Genomic DNA, 15,768 nt, shown 5'->3' on the forward strand with positions numbered 1-15,768 from the left:
TCACTCCGCCGGCATGGCGCGCTGCGGCAGGGTGAAGCCCATCTGCTTGCGCTTTTCCGGCCGCTTGCGTGTCAGCGCCAGCACCATGCCCATCGAAATGGCGATGGCGATCTGCGAGGAGCCGCCATAGGAGATGAAGGGCAGCGTCATGCCCTTGGCCGGCACCAGCTGCAGGTTGACGCACATGTTGATGACGGCCTGCAGGCCGAACACGGTGACGAGGCCGCCGACCGCATAGCGGGTGAAATCATCATGTTCCTTGAGCGCAGTGTTGAGGCCGCGCAGCACGATGAAGGCGAAGATCGACATGATGAAGAAGCACATGATCAGCCCGAACTCCTCGCCCGCGACCGAGAAGACGAAGTCGGCATGGCTGTCGGGGATGACCCGCTTGACCGTGCCCTCGCCCGGCCCGACGCCGAACCAGCCGCCATTGATCAGCGCGTCGCGCCCCATGTCGACCTGGAAGGTGTCGCCTTCGCCGGTGAGGAACTTGTCGATGCGCAGGGCAACGTGCGGGAACACCGTATAGGCGGCAAAAACGCCGCCGACGCCGGCGGCACCCAGCACGATGATCCACAGCCATGGCAGCCCGGCCATGAAAAACATGATGCCCCAGGTGCCGGTCGTCAGCATGGTCTGGCCGAGGTCAGGCTGCGCCACCAGCAGCGACACGACCAGCACCAGGAGCAGCATGGCGAACAGATTGCCCGGAATGTCGGGCTGGCGCTTGTGCTCGGCGAACAGCCAGGCGCACATGATGACGAAGGCCGGCTTCAGGAATTCCGACGGCTGGATCGACAGGCCGGCGAGCGAGACCCAGCGCCGCGCGCCCTTCACCTCGACGCCGATGTAAAGCACCGCCACCATCAGCACCAGCATCAGGCACAGCATGATCAACGACATGCGCCGGATCTGCCTGGAATCGAGGAAGGAGACGGCGAGCATCACACCGAGCGCCGGCACGGTGAAGATGATCTGCCTGGTGGCGAAGTGGAAGCTGTCGAGGCCGATGCGTTCGGCCACCGCCGGGCTGGCTGCGAAGGACAAGACGATGCCGAGCCCCATCAGCGACAGGAACGCCGCCAGGAACCAGCGATCGATCGTCCACCACCAGGTTGCGACAGGACTTTTATCGAGACGGCTCTGCATTATCGTGCCCCTCCGATGGGTTTCACACCCTCGATAGCATTCGCAGCTTGCCTGAAGGCTTCGCCGCGAACTTCGAAATTCTTGAACTGGTCGAAACTGGCGCAGGCCGGCGACAGCAGCACCACCACCTCGCCGCTGTCGTCCTTGGCCGCATCATGCGCGGCATGCTCGACCGCCGCGGCCAGCGTGCCCGATATCTCGTAAGGCACCGCCTCGCCCAGCGTCGCCGAAAAGGCAGGCGCCGCCTCGCCGATCAGATAGGCCTTGGCGATGCGCGGGAAGAAGCCGCGCAACGGTTCGATGCCGCCTTCCTTGGGCAGACCACCGGCGATCCAGTAGATGCGCGGAAAGCTCGACAGGGCTGGTGCCGCCGCATCGGCATTGGTCGCCTTGGAATCGTTGACGAACAGCACATGGTGCTTGCGGCCGACCTGCTCCATGCGGTGGGCGAGACCCGGGAAGCTTTCGAGCCCAGACTGGATTTCGCCGAGGTCGAGCCCGACTTTGAGGCAAGCGGCGACCGCGGCAAGCGCGTTCTGGGCATTGTGCTGGCCGCGCAGCGAGCCGATGCCTTCGAGGAAGGCGACCTTGCTGTAGCGGCCGTGCACGGCTTCCATCAGATTGGTGCCGTCGGCGAAATAGCCATCGGTCAGCGGCAGCCGCTTGGAAATGCGGATGACCTGTCGCCCTGCCCGCTCCAGCCGCTCGGCGATCTGCGCGCACCAGGAATCGTCGATGCCGATGATCGCCGTCTCGCTCCCCGCCACCAGCCGCTCCTTGATCGAAGCGTAGTGCTGCATGGTGCCGTGGCGGTCGAGATGATCCGGCGTCAGATTGAGCAGGATGCCGGCCGTCGGGTTGATCGAGGGCGCAAGATCGATCTGATAGGACGAGCATTCGACGACATAGTGCCGGTCAGGCTTCGGCGGATCGAGCGTCATCACCGCGCGGCCGATATTGCCGCCCATCTGGGTGTCGCGGCCCGCCGATTTGAGGATATGCGCTGTCAGCGCCGTCGTTGTCGACTTGCCGTTGGTGCCGGTGATGGCGATGAAAGGCGCCGTCGGCGCCTGCAAAATCCGCTCGCGGCAGAAAAGTTCGATGTCGCCGATCACCTCGACACCGGCACCCTTCGCCAGTTCCACCGTCCAATGCGGCTTGGGATGCGTCAGCGGCACGCCGGGCGACAGCACGAAGGCCGAGAATTTCGCCCAGTCGGCGCCGCGCAGATCGGCTGTGGCGATGCCGGTGGCGGCCGCCTTGGCGACGCTGTCGGGATTATCGTCCCAGGCCAGAACGTCCGCCCCCCCCTCGATCAATGCCCGCGCGGTCGCAATCCCCGAGCCACCGAGCCCGAAGAGCGAAACGTGCTTGCCTGTGAAGGATGCGGCGGGAATCAAGGAGGTTTCCTATCTGAGCTTCAGTGTGGAGAGGCCGACCAGCGCCAGGATGACGGCAATGATCCAGAAGCGGATCACCACCTGGCTTTCGGTCCAGCCGAGCTTTTCGAAATGATGGTGGATCGGCGCCATCAGGAACACGCGCTTACCGGTCATCTTGAAGTAGCCAACCTGGATGATGACCGAGAGAATCTCGACCACGAACAATCCGCCGACGATGACCAGCACGATCTCGTGCTTGGTGGCGACCGCAACCGTGCCGATCAGGCCGCCCATGGCCAGCGAACCGGTGTCGCCCATGAAGATCGCCGCCGGCGGTGCGTTGAACCAGAGAAACCCGAGGCCGGCGCCGATGACGGAGCCCAGCACGACAGCCAGTTCGCCGGTGCCGGGAACAAAATGGATCTGCAGATATTCGGCGAACACCGCGTTGCCGGAGAGGTAGGCGATGACGCCGAAGGACGCCGCCGCGATCATGATCGGCACGATCGCCAGCCCGTCGAGGCCGTCCGTCAGGTTCACCGCATTGCCGGCGCCGACGATGACGAAGCAGGAGAACGGAATGAAGAACCAGCCGAGATTGATGATGAATTCCTTGGCAAAGGGGAATGTCAGCGACGACGAGAACGGCGCCTGGCCGTTATGCATGATCACCCAGGCGGCGATGCCGGCAATGACGAATTCAAGCGCCAGCCGTGCCTTGCCGGAAAAACCGAGATGCGACTGCTTGGTCACCTTCAGATAGTCGTCATAGAAGCCGATCGAGCCGAAGCCCAGCGTCACCAGGAGCACCACCCAGACATAGATGCTCGACAGGTTCGCCCATAAAAGCGATGAGCCGATAATGCCGGACAGGATCATCAGCCCGCCCATGGTCGGCGTGCCGGCCTTCTTGAAATGCGTCTGCGGTCCGTCGGCCCGGATCGGCTGGCCCTTGCCTTGCCTGAGCCGCAGCGAATTGATGATGGTCGGCCCGAAGATGAAGACGATCAGCGCCGAGGTGATCAGCGCCCCGCCGGTACGGAACGTGATGTAGCGGAAGACATTGAAGACCGAAATCTTGTCCGCGAAATCGACCAGCAGTGTAAACATGCGCTTTCGTCCCCCGACGTTAGGTCTGACTGTTGGCTGTTGATTGAGCCGGGAACTTGCCCAGCAGCGCATCGACCAGCTTTGCAAAACCGATGCCCTTCGACGATTTGATCATCACCACGTCGCCCGGCTTCAGCGCGGCAAGCAGCACCGGCTTCAGCTCCTCGACGCCGGCGCGGTATTCCGTCTTGATATCGCCCGGCAGCGCTTCCGCCAGCGCCCGCATGTCGGGACCACCGAGAAAGACCGTCTGCGTGCCGGTGCCGACGATGAGATCGGCAAGGGCGGCGTGCAGCTTGGCCGAGTGATCACCGAGTTCCAGCATGTCGCCGAGCACAGCGATGCGGCGGCCCTCGCCCGTCACCGGCGTGGCGTTGAGCAGCGCCATGGCGGCTCCCATCGAGGCCGGATTGGCGTTGTAGCTCTCGTCGATCAGCGTGATCGGTCCACCGGGATGCCGCAGCACATGGCGCTTGCCACGGCCGCGCTCGGCCGAGAGATCAACCAGCGCCAATGCTACCTTGTCGAGATCGGCGCCGACCAGTTGCGCCGCGCCCAGCACCGCCAGCACGTTCTGCACCATGTGCCGGCCGGGCGCACCGATACGAGCGATCATATCATGGCCGCCGATCCTGGCGGCGATGTCGGAATGGTCCGCGTGAAGCTCGCATTTGACCAGCTTGAAGGTCGAGCGCGCATTCTCACCGAAACCGTAGACATGCTCGACGCCGGCGGCATGCGCCATCTTGTCGAGAAGCTTGAAACGCGCGTCGTCGCGGTTCAGGACGGCAGCGCCTTCGGGCTCCAGCCCTTCGAAAATCTCGGCCTTGGCCTTGGCGATCTCATCCAGATTGCGGAAGAAGCCGAGATGCGCGGCCGCGATCATGGTGACGATGGCGACATGCGGCCGCACCATCTTCACCAGCGGCCGGATCTCGTCGGGATGGTTCATGCCGATCTCGAACACGGCGTAGTCGCAATCATCCGGCATGCGCGCCAGCGTCAGCGGCACGCCCCAATGGTTGTTGAAGGACTGCGCCGAGGCATGCACCTTGCCGACCGCCGACAGCACATGCCGCAGCGCCTCCTTGGTGGTGGTCTTGCCGGCCGAACCAGTGACCGCGATGATTTTGGCCCGGGAGCGGGTCCGCGAGGCGACACCGAGCTTTTCCAGCGCGGCCAGCACGTCCTCGACGACGATGATCGGCGCCGTCAGCCGGCCAAGCGACGGCAGCCTGCCCTCCGCCACCACCAGCACGCCGGCACCGGCCTTGATGGCCGCGGTGGCGAAGTCATGACCGTCCATCACCTCGCCCTTGATGGCGAAGAAGGCGTCACCGGGCTGCAGGCTGCGACTGTCGATCGAAATCCCCGATATCCCGTCGGGCATAGGCCCGAGCGGCCGCCCATCCATGGCGGCAACCAGCGCCTCGGAGGTCCACAGGAGGCTCATGCGGCACGCTCCTGCAACGCGGCGCGGACTTCCTCGTGGTCGGAAAAGTGCAGGGTCTCGGAGCCAATCGTCTGGCCTTCCTCGTGGCCCTTGCCGGCCACGATCAGCGTATCGCCGGCATGAAGCATGCCGACAGCCTCATGGATCGCCTTGCGCCGGTCGCCGATCTCGATGGCGCCAGGGGCAGCGGCCATAATGGCAGCGCGGATCGTCTCAGGCACTTCGGAGCGCGGATTGTCGTCGGTGACGATGACGACATCGGCAAGCCGGGTCGCAATCTCGCCCATGATCGGCCTTTTTCCCCGGTCGCGGTCGCCGCCACAGCCAAACACAACCATCACGCGACCGGTGGTGAACGGCCTCACCGAGGCCAGCACATTCTCCAGCGCATCAGGCTTGTGGGCGTAGTCGACATAGACCGGCGCACCGCCGGCGGTGGTGCCGACGAGGTCGAGCCTACCCGGCGCGCCCTTCAATTTTTCCAATGCAGCCAAGGCCTTGGCGACAGGTGTTCCCGTGGAAATGGCAAGGCCCGCCGAGACCAGCGCGTTCGAAATCTGGAAATCGCCGGCCAGCGGCAGGTCGATTTCGTAAAGCACGCCGTCGACCTCGACTTCGGCGCGCTGGCGATGGCGCTCGTGCTCGACCCGCTTCAGCGTGAGGAAATCGCCATGGCGGCCAACAGTCAGCACCTTGAGCCCGGCGGCCTTCGCCGCCTGGATCGTCGGCGCCGACCACGGATCGTCGGCGAAGACGACGGCCGGCGCGCCTTTCGGCAGCAGCGTGTCGAACAGGCGCAGTTTGGCGCGGTGATAATCCTCGACCGTCGGATGATAATCCATATGGTCACGGCCGAGATTGGTGAAGCCGCCGGCGGCGAGCTTCACGCCGTCAAGCCGGCGCTGGTCGAGCCCATGGCTGGAAGCTTCCATCGAGGCGTGGGTGACACCGGCATCGGCCAATTCCCGCAGCAACTGGTGCAGGGCGACCGGATCGGGCGTCGTCAGCGAGCCATATTCGTTGCGGCCGGGCGCCACCACGCCGGTGGTGCCGATCGAAGCCGCGGCATAGCCCGCCTGCCCCCATATCTGCCTGGTGAAGGCGGCGACCGAGGTCTTGCCGCTGGTGCCGGTCACCGCCACCATGGTCTGCGGCTGCTTGCCGAAAAAGCGGGAAGCACTTAGCGCCAGCGCCAGACGCGGGTCATCGACCGCCAGCACCTGAACCGGCAGTCCTGCGACGGAGCTGCCCTTGGCTGTCACGATCGCCAGCGCGCCACGCTTGGCCGCATCGGCAGCATAAGCCGCGCCATCGGCCTTGGTTCCGGCAAGCGCGAAGAAGAGGACGCCGGGTTTTACCTGGCGGGAATCGGACGAAATCCCGGTAACCTCCAGATCGGCGGAAGCTGTTCCTTCGACTGGCAGGATACCGGTTAAATCTCTGAGCTTCATCGAGTCCCGTTCACCGCAACAAAATAGCGCGCAGTTGCCGGCGCGCCCCAAGAATCACTGATAGGAAACCAGCGTTGCACCATTTTCATGGCTGAAATCTGGCTTCACGCCAAGCATGGCCGCCGAACGCCGGATGATATTGCCTGCCATGACCCCCGCATTGTTGGCGGCGACGTCGGTCATCCCTGGCTTTTCCGGGTGCGGAGCGTCGGCAATCGTAAACACCAGATATTGCGGGTCATCCATCGGGAAGGCGGCGACAAAGGTGTTGAAATTCAACTCCTTGGAGTAACGGCCGTTGATGACCTTCTCGGCCGTTCCGGTCTTGCCGCCAACGCGGTAGCCGGGAACTCTGGCGTTCCTGGCCGAGCCCTTCTCGGCGTTGAGCGAATAGAGGTAGCGCATGCCCTCGACCGTCTTTTCACTCACCACCTTCTTGGCGGCGGCCATCGCTTCCTCTTGCGTCCGCACCAGGAAGGTCGGGTTCATCAGGAAGCCGCCATTCATCAACGCGGCGCAGCCGACAGCCGCTTGCAGCGGCGTCGTCGACACGCCGTGGCCGAAGGCGATGGTGAAGGAATTGACCTGTTTCCAGACCTTCGGTTCGGTCGGGCGGGCGACCTCAGGCAGTTCGGTTTGCATCCTCTCCAGAATGCCAAGGCGATGCAGGAATTCCCGATGCCCCTCGATGCCGACCAGTTCGGCCTCCCTGGCCGACCCGATGTTGGACGAATATAGGAACACTTCCGGCAGCGACAGCACACGGTTCTTGCCGTGGAAATCGTGAATCGCCTGATGGCCGACCCGGATTGGATGCGAAGCGTCGAAGCGGCTATTCATGTTCGCCTTGCCGGAATCGAGCGCCATGGCCGAGGTGAAGCTCTTGAAGGTCGAGCCCATCTCATAGAGGCCCGCCGACATCCGGTTCAGCCGGTCCTTTTCCTGTGCATTGTAAGGATTGTTCGGATCAAAATCCGGCACCGAGGCCATGGCCACCACTTCGCCGGTCTTGACGTTGAGCACGACGGCGCCGGCGCCGAGCGCGCGGTAGCGCTCCAGGCCGGCGGCGATCTCGTCGCGCACCACATGCTGGATGCGCAGATCGATCGAAAGCTTCACCGGCTTGAGATCCTTGGCCACCGCCAGGCCCGACGCCTGCAGGTCGCTCAGGCCCTGCTCATCGATATATTTCTCCATGCCGGAGATGCCCTGATTGTCGATATTGGTCAGGCCGACAATATAGGACGAGGTTTCGCCGCTCGGATAGAAACGGCGCTTCTCCGTGCGGAAGCCGAACCCGGGAATGCCGAGCTGCATGATGTCGGCCTGCTGCTTGGGCGTCAGCTGCCGCTGCAACCAGACGAAGCCGGCGCCGCTCTTGAGCTTGTGGTAGGTCTGCTCGTAATCGATCTCGGGCAGCACGGTCGATAGCTTCTCGATCGCCTCGTCGGCATCGACGATGCGGCGTGGCTCGGCGAACAGCGACGCTGTCTTGATGTCGGTCGCCAGCACTTCGCCATTGCGGTCGACAATGTCGGGCCGCGAGGCGGTGATCCGGCTCTGCGGGCCGCCCGATAGATCAGGCGTCTGGAAGCCGAGATAGACCAGCCGCCCCGAAATGGTCGAGAAGATGCCGAAGAACACCGCCATCGTCATGACGATGCGCGCCTTGCCCTTGCCGCCGGTCGCCTTGCGGGCGCCTTCGACGACGATCGATCCGTCCTCAGCCGTCCTGGCACGACGCTTCAGCAGTTTGCCGATCATTGGGCGATGTCTCCGGTCACGACGGGATCCTTGTCGCCAGACGGCGCCTTGTCGGAATTGTCGGCCATGCTGTCCTGGCGTCCTTTCAGGATGTCCTGGATGTCGAGGGCCTTGGCCGGCAGGTCGCTCAAGCCGACGATCTGGCGCGCACTGACCGGCTCGAGTGCGAGCTGCGACTTGTAGAGTTCGGCGAGCTTCTGCAGCCGCGACGGCTGGGTGAGCAGGCTCCAGTCGGCCTTGAGCAGGTCGATCGTCTCCTCCTCGTAGCGTATCTGGGTATGGATCTTCTGCACCGCCGCCAGCTGATCCTCGGCCTCGCGCTTGGTCTTGTAGGTCAGGGCCGCCGCCGAAACCATGACGGCGATCAGAACAATGTCGCTGGTACGGAACACGTGCTTACCTCTCCCCCGGCAGGTTGATGCCGGGAAGCTTTGGAAGGCCGAAAATCGAAAAGTCGCCGCCACGCGCCGGCGCATCGGTGCGGATTGCCGCGCGCAGCCTGGCCGAGCGGGCGCGCGGATTGGCCGCGACCTCGGCATCATCAGCCGTCACGCCGCCACCGGCCTTGCGGAAGGTCGCGGTACGCGCATGCGCCTCGGGCAAGTGACGTGATCCCGTGGCGACGTCGGCCCGGTCGGCGATGAAGCGCTTGACGATCCGGTCTTCCAGCGAGTGGAACGTCACCACGGCGAGCCGTCCGCCCGGCTTCAGTGCACGTTCGGCCGCGAACAGCGCCTTGGCCAGCTCGCCAAGCTCATCATTGACGAAGATGCGCAGCGCCTGGAAGACGCGGGTGGCCGGATGGATCTTGTCCTTCGGTGCGCGGCCGACATGCGTCTCGATGGCATCGGCCAGCTCCAGCGTGCGCTCGAACGGCCGCTTCTCTCGGCGCGCCTCGATCATGCGGGCGATGCGGCCGGCGTGACGCTCCTCGCCGAGAAAACCGAAGATACGGGCAAGGTCGCCAGGCTTGAAGCTGTTGACGACATCGGCGGCACTCAGGCCCGCCTGCGCCATGCGCATGTCGAGCGGCCCGTCATTGCGGAACGAGAAGCCGCGCTCGGCCTGGTCGAGCTGCATGGAGGACACGCCAATGTCGAGCACGACGCCATCAGCACTCTCGACATGCTCGTCCAGTGTCGAGAACGGCGCCTGCACCAGTTTTAGCCGACCGCCCGATTGCGCCTCGAGATCGCGTCCGGCTGTGATGGCGTCGGGATCGCGGTCGATCGCCACGACGGAAGCCCCGGTCGCCAGAATGGCTTTGGTGTAGCCGCCGGCGCCGAACGTGCCGTCGATGATGATGTCGCCCTCCGCCGGCGCCAGTGCCTCGAGCACTTCGCCAAGGAGGACCGGAATGTGGCGGACCGATCCGCCAACGGCGTGGATGTCATCGCCGTGGCCCACCATCATTCCGGTCGCTCCCCAGGCTTCGTCCCCTGCCGAAGCTGCAAAAGCCTGGCCCGCGCCTGCGCCCCATAGGCCGCAAGCCGTCCCGGCTCCCAGATCTGAAAGAAATTGCCGCGCCCGACAAAGGCCACCTCCGCCGAGATGCCGGTGTGCTCGCGGACGAAATCGCTCATCGTGATGCGGCCGTCCTGATCGAGCTTCAGGAAGGTTCCATCGCCATGGCAGAAGAACGACATGTCGTCCGCCGTCTGCAGGAAGGGATCTTCCTGGGCGATGCGCTGCTCGTAGCGGTCGAGCAAATCGAGCCCGCCGACATCCATCGCCGGCAGGTCCAGGCAGCGCAATGCGTAGAGTTCCGAATAGCCGCGCTTCTGCACGACGGCGCGGAAATGCGCCGGAACGGACACCCGCCCCTTCGCATCGATCCTGCTCACCGTGTTCGACAGAAACCGGTCCATTAAACGTTACAGCCGCTTGCGCCGCCGCACCCCTCTTCATCGTCTCGTACGCGCCGCCGCAGCGCGTTCCCTGCCCCACAGCCAGTTCGTCCACACGGGCAAAAAGCGGCAAACGCGCAGCCGCCGCGGCTGCCCGATTGGCGTACGCTTTACCCTGACACGGAACGAAGGCTTTGATGTCGAAATGGGATATCATGGGGCACTATGGGCGTCAACGGGAATAGGCTTCACAAACACGCGCATCGCGACCAATCCGAGCAGCCGTTACGGCACGTCTCGTCTTTATGGATCATTAAGCCTAACGAAGCGTTTAGACCCCCTTGGCCCAAAAGACGCGACTTGCCGCGGATCACCCGCCCGCATAGCGTCGAGCGACGTCTTCCGCCCAGAAAACAAGGATCGAGCTCATGTCCGAGACGGCAAAGTCACGCGCCGCCGAATTATCCCATTTGCGCAGCCGCGATTTCGCCACCGGCGACCCGATCCCCTTGCCGTTGACCATGGCCTCGATATTTCACACGCCGGGCGTCGAGACCGGCGTCGATCAATACGGCCGCTACGACAATCCGACCTGGCGCGCCGTGGAACATGTGCTCGGCCATCTGGAGGATGCGCAATGCGTGAGCTTTCCCTCAGGAATGGGCGCGATTTCGTCGGTGTTTTTCGCGCTTCTGAAATCGGGCGACCGCGTGCTCCTGCCCGCGGACGGCTATCACGCCACCCGCGCGATGGCCGAACGCTTCCTGAAGCCGCTCGGCATCACCTGCGACACCAGGCCGACGCCGACCTTCCTTGACGGCGGCTTCGAAGGCTATTCGCTGGTCTTCGTGGAAACCCCGTCCAATCCGCGGCTGGACATCTGCGATATCTCGGCGATCGCCAAGGCTGTCCACGAACAAAGCGGGATCCTTGTCGTCGACAACACGACAATGACGCCATTCGGCCAACGTCCGCTCGACTTCGGCGCCGATGTCGTCGTCTCCGCCGACACCAAGGCGGTCAACGGCCATTCGGACGTGCTGTTCGGCCATGTCGCCAGCCGCAACGCCGACATCGTCACCAAGGTGGCGGACTGGCGCAGCATTGTTGGCGGCATTCCCGGACCGTTTGAAGCCTGGCTGGTGCATCGCGGCCTCGAAACACTGGAGGTGCGCTTCGACCGCATGTGCTCATCGGCCGAAACCATCGCGCAACGGCTGAAGGAACATCGCGCGGTGCGTGGCCTGCGTTTTCCCGGCCTGAATGGCGATCCCTCGCACAACCTCGCCCGTGCCCAGATGGAGCGCTTCGGCTTCCTCATCTCGTTCGAACTCGCCTCGGAGGACAAGGCCGAGGATTTCATCAACAATTGCCAACTGATCGAGGCCGCGACCTCCTTTGGCGGCGTCCACACTTCGGCCGAGCGGCGCATGAAGCGAGGCGATGCGGTTCCTGCCGGCTTTGTGCGACTCTCGATAGGCTGTGAACCCGTGGAAGAGCTTTGGGCGGCGATCGAGGCGTCGCTGGACAGGATCAGCGGCTAACCGAACCGATCACGACCCGAGGTCGTCGGCCTCGATGTTGCGATGGCCGTGCAGCACGCGAAGAATTTCGATCGCGTCGCCGCCAACCCGATACAAAGTGAGATAGTCGCCGACGACCAGATGACGGATCCCGGGCGCGATATCATCGCGTGGCGCGCCTGAGAAGGGATGGAGGGTGAGCAAGTCCCAACGTCGTTCCAGCGCATCCACGAACCGGACAGCGGCCCGCGGATCGTGATCGGCGATGTAGTCACCGATGCTTTCGAGGTCGACCACTGCTTGGGGAAGCAGCCGGTATTTCACTCCTCAAGGCCTTTTGCCTCAGCCATCTTGAGATATTTGGCGCGCGCTCGTTCGAGGATAGGCGGTCCTTCCAGCGCCGGCCCGCTGTCGATCCCTTCCTGCACCAGCCTACGCAATTCCTCGACCGTGTAGCCGAAGAGATCGCGTCGGTCCTTCCATTGCCGCAGCGCCTCGCGGATCACCTCGCTCGCCGAGGCGTACTCCCCTGCCGCGACCACATCGTCCACCGCCTGCGCCAGTTCTGGCGACAGCGTGATGCTGCGTTTGTCGACCTGTCCCATGATAGGCTCCTGGTATCGATGTCGAACCATGGTACGATTTAATCGTACCAGCTTCAAGCAGCGGCCGAGCCTGGTTGGTACAGACAACCTGAAAAAGCCTTGAATCGACAGGCGCGCCCGAGGGCGCAACCTTCTGATCTCAAAGGATTTCTCTTCGGGGAGAAACTGCCAGCTGGCCTGTAAGCCGGGTTCTGTATGGCCCTCGCCCCTTGCGGGACGAGAACGTGGCGGCCATTCATCTTGGGCGCATATTGCCATGCGCCTCACGCAACCTACCCGGACGGTGAGCCGGAAACAGCCCTCGAGGGTTTCCCCTCGCACCGCCCCTATTCGGTTTTGCTCCCGGTGGGGTTTACCGTGCCGCTCCTGTTGCCAGTCGCGCGGTGGGCTCTTACCCCACCCTTTCACCCTTACCCCGACAAAGTCGTGGCGGTTTGCTTTCTGTGGCACTTTCCCTGGGGTCGCCCCCGCCGGCCATTAACCGGCACCGTGTCTCCATGGAGCCCGGACTTTCCTCACTCGCGGCCTTTCGGCGTTTGCGAGTGCGGCCGCCCAGCCAGCTGGCAAGGCGTATAAAGGGGTTCAGCCGGGAAAACGCAAATGAAAAAGCCGGCTTGTCCGCCGGCTCTCGCAACTTGCAATCAAAGCGCCGCCATCTGCACCTTGACCTTGCTGCAGTAGGCGGCCGAGATCGGGTTCATCCGCGTTGCGGCATGGCCGGCATTGTATTTCAGGATCGTGCCACAGGTCGTGCCGCCGCCAAGGTTCTGCGCCAAAGCGAGATACTTCATGCCGTATTTGATGTTGGTGTCGGGATCGAAGAGACCCTTGGCCGAGCCGTTATAGCCCATCATCCGCGCCGTCGCCGGCTTGATCTGCATCAGGCCGATCTCGCCGGCGCTGCCGACCATGTTCGGCCGGTAGTTGCTCTCGATCGTGATGACGGCCTGGGCCAGCGAGACCGGAACGCCATAGCTCGCCGCATAGCGGGCGACGATCGCGGAATATTGTCCGCTGCTGGCCACCGCTGCCGTTGAAGCCGCGACATTCCTGAGGCCGATCGATGCCGTTGTCGTCATGTCGATGGTCTTGCGGCCGCGCTTTGTCTGCCTTTTGGCGCCGGATCTCTTCGCCTTGATCCAGCTGGCCTTTTCCACCTTCGCGGAAGCCTGCTTCGCCGTTGCCTTCGTGCTCCTGCTGCTTTTGGCCGAAATGGCCTTGCCCTTGGCGGTCACCGCGACGAGCGCCTGATCGGCCCGTGGGCTTGCCGGCGCGGCGTTGGCCGCGTTGAAGGCAAAAGTCATTACGCCGGCAGCAAGAGCTGCCGTTACAACGGTCAATTTCTGCATGTGATCCTGTTCTATCTGGACCACGCGAAGATCTTCGCGTGGCACGGCTTGATTAATATCGGAACATCCGGGGGGATAGACGTCCGACAAACTGTACGAATTGCCGTTTGAAGCCCGAATTGGCGCCAATGAAGGCGGGGCAAGTCACTTTGAGTGACAGTTTGTAACCTAGCGAAGGAAGAAGATTACTTGGGCAGCGCCTTGACCCCGGGTCAGCGGCTCATGGAAGCAAGCAATTTTTGCAGCGTACGCATCGTCGAGCCGTCGGCCAGCCCGTCGACCAGCCTGCGCCGGAAATGGCGTTGGAAGGCCTCGACGACGATCCGTGTCTGATGGTCGAAAATGCCCGATATCTCGACACCATAGCCATAGAGCGCCAGCATCGACTGCAACGCCTCGACATTGGCACCGCTGTCACCGGGCGTCAGCGCGGCTCCGCGCCTGATGGGGGCGGCCGGCACGAGATGGCCGACGCCCGCCTCGAACAGGGCGGCCCACGGGAACTTCTCGCCCGGATCGATCTTGCGCCCCGGTGCCACATCGGAATGCGCCAGCACCCGCGTGGCGGCGATCGCATGCCGTTCGGCAATCCCCTTGCACAGGCCGATCACCGCCCCGATCTGGCGCCGGGGGAACCCGGGATAGCCCAGCGAATGGCCTGGATTGACGATCTCGATGCCGATCGAGCAGGAATTGATGTCGGTGCGCCCGAACCAGGAACTCTTGCCGGCGTGCCAGGCGCGGTCGCTTTCCCTGACCATCTGCACGATGTGGCCGTTTTCATGGACGAGATAGTGCGACGAGACTTCGCTCGCCGGATCGCACAGCCAGGCTTCCGCTCCGGCGCCCGTCGCCATGCCGGTATAGTGCAGCACGATCATGTCGGGCTTCAGCGTGTCGCGCCTTGGTCCGAAATTCGGCGATACCCTGACTTCGGCGCTCGGCTCGTCGGGCAGGAACCCGCTCATACGTGCCGCAGGCCCCGCTCGATCATCTCATAGGCGGCGTTGATCGCCGCGACCCTGGTCGTCGCTATCTTGATGAATTCCTGCGGCAGACCACGCGCGATCAGCCGGTCGGGATGATTGTCGGACACCAGCTTGCGGTACCGCTTCCTGACTTCCTCGAACGGCTTGCCGCGCTCGATGCCGAGCACGACATAAGGGTCGCCGGCGCCCAGATTGACGTGCCGGGCCAGGATCGATTCGTAATGCGCCTCGTCGATGCGGAAGATCTCGGCGATACGGTGCAGGAAGATGCCTTCGCGCTCATGCACCAGCCCATCGGCCTTGGCGATGTGGAATAGGCCGTCGAGTATGTCTTCCAGCATCGCGCAATTGGAATGCCCGGAACCGCACATCTGTGCCATGCGCGCAGCATAGGTTTCGAAACCGGCCACGTCCTGCTGGGCGAGATCGAACAGCCGCGCAACGTTGCGCGTCTCCTTCGGCGGCACTTCGAATATTTCCTGGAAGGCGCGCACCTCATCCTGGGTGACGATGCCGTCGGCCTTGGCCATCTTGGCCGACAGCGCGATCATCGCCACGGAAAAGGCGACGCGGCGGCGCAGGTCCGCATCGCCGGAGAACACAGTGCGCACAGCCTCGACGACATCGGCAACGCCCGACGTCGCTGAAGACGATACCCGTGTGATAAACTCGCCGAGGCGGTCCCAAATCGACATGGCCCGCTTCATAGAGCCAACCGGTCCCCGCTATCAAGCCAATAACGGCCTCTGTCAGGTCCGAGAACCAGAGGCACCTTGTCAGCCCCGGTGGCTGCCTTTGCAAGAAAAGGCCGGCATGACGCCGGCCCTTCCTCCCAAGACACGCTTTACAGCTTACAAACTACTGCGCGGGCGCAGGAGCAGGTGTTGCCGGAGCCGGCTCGGCGGGCTTGGTCGAATTATCGGCCGGAGCCACAGGCTTCATCGGCTGCTCAGCAGCCGGCGGATTCGTGCTCTGCGTGGTGGTGGTGTCAGTGCCCTTGCCGCTGTCGCTACAGGCCGCGACGCCCAGCAGGGCAAGGGCGGACACGGAAGCCAGAATGAGCTTTTTCATAATATCTCTCCTTCAACACACGCTCACGTTGCAGTGAACGGTTACAGAGGAAATGCGCCACGCGGCCATGAG

The 15,768-nt window shown here is 63.5% G+C and carries 16 protein-coding genes and 1 other RNA gene; 1 reads left to right on the plus strand and 16 read right to left on the minus strand.

The genetic code is table 11. From position 1 onward, the window contains the following. From ftsW to mraZ, 9 genes are read right to left on the minus strand one after another with little or no spacing between them, the layout of a single operon-like run. Nucleotides 1–1,152: a putative lipid II flippase FtsW gene (gene ftsW, locus AC1D05_RS07765; protein WP_027044759.1), complete on the minus strand. Its 1,152-nt coding sequence runs from the start codon at nucleotides 1,150–1,152 to the stop codon at nucleotides 1–3. Next, on the minus strand, nucleotides 1,152–2,552 hold the full coding sequence (gene murD / locus AC1D05_RS07770) for a UDP-N-acetylmuramoyl-L-alanine--D-glutamate ligase (protein ID WP_477439712.1): 1,401 nt from the start codon (nucleotides 2,550–2,552) through the stop codon (nucleotides 1,152–1,154). The genes ftsW and murD overlap by 1 nt, the downstream gene beginning before the upstream one ends. Before the next feature lie 9 nt (nucleotides 2,553–2,561). Continuing rightward, nucleotides 2,562–3,644, minus strand: a complete 1,083-nt coding sequence (gene mraY / locus AC1D05_RS07775) for a phospho-N-acetylmuramoyl-pentapeptide-transferase (RefSeq protein WP_477439714.1) — start codon at nucleotides 3,642–3,644, stop codon at nucleotides 2,562–2,564. A 19-nt stretch (nucleotides 3,645–3,663) separates the two neighbouring features. Continuing rightward, on the minus strand, nucleotides 3,664–5,097 hold the full coding sequence (locus AC1D05_RS07780) for a UDP-N-acetylmuramoylalanyl-D-glutamyl-2,6-diaminopimelate--D-alanyl-D-alanine ligase (protein ID WP_477439716.1): 1,434 nt from the start codon (nucleotides 5,095–5,097) through the stop codon (nucleotides 3,664–3,666). Then, complete coding sequence (locus AC1D05_RS07785; RefSeq protein WP_477439718.1) at nucleotides 5,094–6,548, minus strand: UDP-N-acetylmuramoyl-L-alanyl-D-glutamate--2,6-diaminopimelate ligase; 1,455 nt, start codon at nucleotides 6,546–6,548, stop codon at nucleotides 5,094–5,096. The genes AC1D05_RS07780 and AC1D05_RS07785 overlap by 4 nt, the downstream gene beginning before the upstream one ends. Before the next feature lie 54 nt (nucleotides 6,549–6,602). Then, on the minus strand, nucleotides 6,603–8,312 hold the full coding sequence (locus AC1D05_RS07790) for a peptidoglycan D,D-transpeptidase FtsI family protein (RefSeq protein ID WP_477439720.1): 1,710 nt from the start codon (nucleotides 8,310–8,312) through the stop codon (nucleotides 6,603–6,605). Then, nucleotides 8,309–8,704 (minus strand): cell division protein FtsL, encoded by a 396-nt coding sequence (gene ftsL / locus AC1D05_RS07795; protein ID WP_027057937.1) that lies wholly within the window; start codon nucleotides 8,702–8,704, stop codon nucleotides 8,309–8,311. The genes AC1D05_RS07790 and ftsL overlap by 4 nt, the downstream gene beginning before the upstream one ends. Nucleotides 8,705–8,708: 4 nt before the next feature. Then, nucleotides 8,709–9,725 carry a 16S rRNA (cytosine(1402)-N(4))-methyltransferase RsmH gene (gene rsmH / locus AC1D05_RS07800; protein ID WP_477439722.1) on the minus strand — a complete coding sequence of 339 codons (1,017 nt, stop codon included), beginning with the start codon at nucleotides 9,723–9,725 and terminating at the stop codon, nucleotides 8,709–8,711. Then, nucleotides 9,722–10,180 carry a division/cell wall cluster transcriptional repressor MraZ gene (gene mraZ, locus AC1D05_RS07805; RefSeq protein ID WP_477439724.1) on the minus strand — a complete coding sequence of 153 codons (459 nt, stop codon included), beginning with the start codon at nucleotides 10,178–10,180 and terminating at the stop codon, nucleotides 9,722–9,724. The genes rsmH and mraZ overlap by 4 nt, the downstream gene beginning before the upstream one ends. A gap of 407 nt (nucleotides 10,181–10,587) precedes the next feature. Here mraZ and AC1D05_RS07810 point away from each other — a divergent pair, with 407 nt between their 5' ends. Beyond that, nucleotides 10,588–11,703, plus strand: a complete 1,116-nt coding sequence (locus AC1D05_RS07810) for a cystathionine gamma-lyase (RefSeq protein WP_477439726.1) — start codon at nucleotides 10,588–10,590, stop codon at nucleotides 11,701–11,703. A 9-nt stretch (nucleotides 11,704–11,712) separates the two neighbouring features. Here the strand turns inward: AC1D05_RS07810 and AC1D05_RS07815 are convergent, their stop codons facing one another. The 7 genes from AC1D05_RS07815 to AC1D05_RS07845 form a co-directional block, all read right to left on the minus strand. Beyond that, nucleotides 11,713–12,006, minus strand: a complete 294-nt coding sequence (locus AC1D05_RS07815; protein WP_477439728.1) for a type II toxin-antitoxin system RelE/ParE family toxin — start codon at nucleotides 12,004–12,006, stop codon at nucleotides 11,713–11,715. Beyond that, nucleotides 12,003–12,287: a type II toxin-antitoxin system ParD family antitoxin gene (locus AC1D05_RS07820; RefSeq protein ID WP_477439729.1), complete on the minus strand. Its 285-nt coding sequence runs from the start codon at nucleotides 12,285–12,287 to the stop codon at nucleotides 12,003–12,005. The genes AC1D05_RS07815 and AC1D05_RS07820 overlap by 4 nt, the downstream gene beginning before the upstream one ends. Nucleotides 12,288–12,451: 164 nt before the next feature. Beyond that, an RNA gene (gene rnpB / locus AC1D05_RS07825) (RNase P RNA component class A) lies at nucleotides 12,452–12,851 on the minus strand. A 77-nt stretch (nucleotides 12,852–12,928) separates the two neighbouring features. After that, nucleotides 12,929–13,636 (minus strand): lytic transglycosylase domain-containing protein, encoded by a 708-nt coding sequence (locus tag AC1D05_RS07830; RefSeq protein WP_477439731.1) that lies wholly within the window; start codon nucleotides 13,634–13,636, stop codon nucleotides 12,929–12,931. Nucleotides 13,637–13,848: 212 nt separating this feature from the next. After that, complete coding sequence (locus AC1D05_RS07835) at nucleotides 13,849–14,604, minus strand: peptidoglycan recognition protein family protein (protein WP_477439733.1); 756 nt, start codon at nucleotides 14,602–14,604, stop codon at nucleotides 13,849–13,851. Then, nucleotides 14,601–15,320, minus strand: coding sequence for a TerB family tellurite resistance protein (locus AC1D05_RS07840; RefSeq protein WP_477439735.1), 720 nt, complete (start codon nucleotides 15,318–15,320; stop codon nucleotides 14,601–14,603). The genes AC1D05_RS07835 and AC1D05_RS07840 overlap by 4 nt, the downstream gene beginning before the upstream one ends. A 163-nt stretch (nucleotides 15,321–15,483) precedes the next feature. Next, complete coding sequence (locus tag AC1D05_RS07845; RefSeq protein ID WP_477439737.1) at nucleotides 15,484–15,696, minus strand: hypothetical protein; 213 nt, start codon at nucleotides 15,694–15,696, stop codon at nucleotides 15,484–15,486. Between the last annotated feature and the right edge of the window lie 72 nt (nucleotides 15,697–15,768).

Source organism: Mesorhizobium sp. P2_E9 (genome assembly GCF_056403815.1).